The organism is Pseudomonas sp. SWRI81, assembly GCF_014268545.1.
In the GTDB taxonomy this organism is placed as follows: Bacteria; Pseudomonadota; Gammaproteobacteria; order Pseudomonadales; family Pseudomonadaceae; genus Aquipseudomonas; species Aquipseudomonas hamedanensis.
This window is the reverse complement of record NZ_JABWQS010000095.1, coordinates 1-1355: the sequence shown is the minus strand read 5'-3', so window position 1 is coordinate 1355 and position 1355 is coordinate 1. Positions and strand designations below refer to the sequence as shown.

Genomic DNA, 1355 nt, shown 5'->3' with positions numbered 1-1355 from the left:
ACGAGGGGCTTGCTGGGGCTGGACATGGCGCTGACTCCGTGGGTAAAGGCGACGGAGTGAGTTAACGCGTATTGGAGAGCTTGCGCACCTGTCAGATCTGACAGGTGCGGGCGCTCTTCAGATGAACGGTATCAACGGGGCGCTGTTGTTGCGCGCAACTTAATTACAACTCAGCGCTTATAAAGTGTCTTCTGCCGCAAAATATAAACAGTTACCAACACGGCACTCGTCAACATGAACCCCCGCGCCCACAGCAGCGGCACCAGATAACAGGAAAACAGAATGCTCACCCACATCAGCCCGATCGCGTAGACCTTGCCCTTGAGCGGAATGCCATTGCCATCAAGGTAACCACGGATCCACGGCCCGAGCCGAGGATGCTCGACCAGCCACTGGTAAAAGCGCGGGGAGCTGCGCGCAAAACAGGCCGCCGCGAGCAGGAGGAAAGGGGTGGTGGGCAGGACCGGCAGGAAGATGCCGATCACCCCCAATGCCACGCTGAGCCAGCCGACGGCCAGCAGGATGTAGCGCAACATCAGGGGGCGGTTGCCTATGGGATTGTCCATAGGCCGGGTCTTAGTGGTGACGTGGCTTGAGGATCGCCGGTTTTTCGTCGGGTGCCTGGCACAGCAGGTACAGCGCAGTCAGGGCTTCGGGGATCTGCACGATCATGTCATCCATCAAGTTGGCGTCCTTGGCGATGTCTTCGAACTCTGGCTGTTCGTCGAACAGGCCGGAGCCGACCATGATCGGCAGGAGCATTTCGCTGACTTCTTCTTCGGCGGTTTCGAACCAGGCCGCTTCGCGCAGGAACACGCCTTCCATGAAGCCGATGCACCAGCCGCGCAGATCCGAGTCGTCCGGCTCGTCACCCAAGTCCAGTTCGCAAGGCAGTTCGAATTCTTCATCCGAGGCCAGTTGACGGGCGATGTGGGCTTTGAGGCCGATCAGCGTGGCTTCGATTTCGGCGCGCTGGGCTTCGTCGCTGTAGTGCGGCTCTTCGGCGAACAGCGCGTCGATCCACTCGCGCTCCGGGACGTCTTCGGAGCAGATCGACAGCGCGGTCAGGTAACCGTGGGCGGCGACGTAATCCAGCGCCTCGTCGTGCAGCTCGTCGGCGTCGAGGAAGACTTGCAGGCGGGTCAGTTGCTCAGCGAAGGACATTACGGGGCTACCTTGGGGAATAAACAATGCGGGAATTCTAGGCCTTCTTGCGCGCTCTAGCCAGCCGCATGGCAGATTTGGCCCAATTACGCGACGCACGAATAACCCTGTGGGAGCGAGCCTGCTCGCGAAGAGGCCGGTACAGGCGACAGATAGCCCGGACTGGTCTTTACTCTGAAGCGCGAAACCTC

Annotated in this window: 2 protein-coding genes; both read right to left on the bottom strand. The window is 60.1% G+C overall.

Features of this window, described 5'->3' with window-relative positions; translation table 11 throughout:
• Nucleotides 1-170: 170 nt before the first annotated feature.
• Nucleotides 171-566, bottom strand: coding sequence for a YbaN family protein (locus HU765_RS26585; protein WP_186624073.1), 396 nt, complete (start codon nucleotides 564-566; stop codon nucleotides 171-173).
• 10 nt (nucleotides 567-576) lie between these two features.
• Nucleotides 577-1164 carry a YecA family protein gene (locus HU765_RS26580; RefSeq protein ID WP_186624072.1) on the bottom strand — a complete coding sequence of 196 codons (588 nt, stop codon included), beginning with the start codon at nucleotides 1162-1164 and terminating at the stop codon, nucleotides 577-579.
• Nucleotides 1165-1355 lie beyond the last annotated feature (191 nt).

Bases quoted from the DNA above. Each gene is read 5' to 3' on its own strand.
- HU765_RS26585 (WP_186624073.1), bottom strand. From the start codon at position 566: ATGGACAATCCCATAGGCAACCGCCCCCTGATGTTGCGCTACATCCTG.
- HU765_RS26580 (WP_186624072.1), bottom strand. From the start codon at position 1,164: ATGTCCTTCGCTGAGCAACTGACCCGCCTGCAAGTCTTCCTCGACGCC.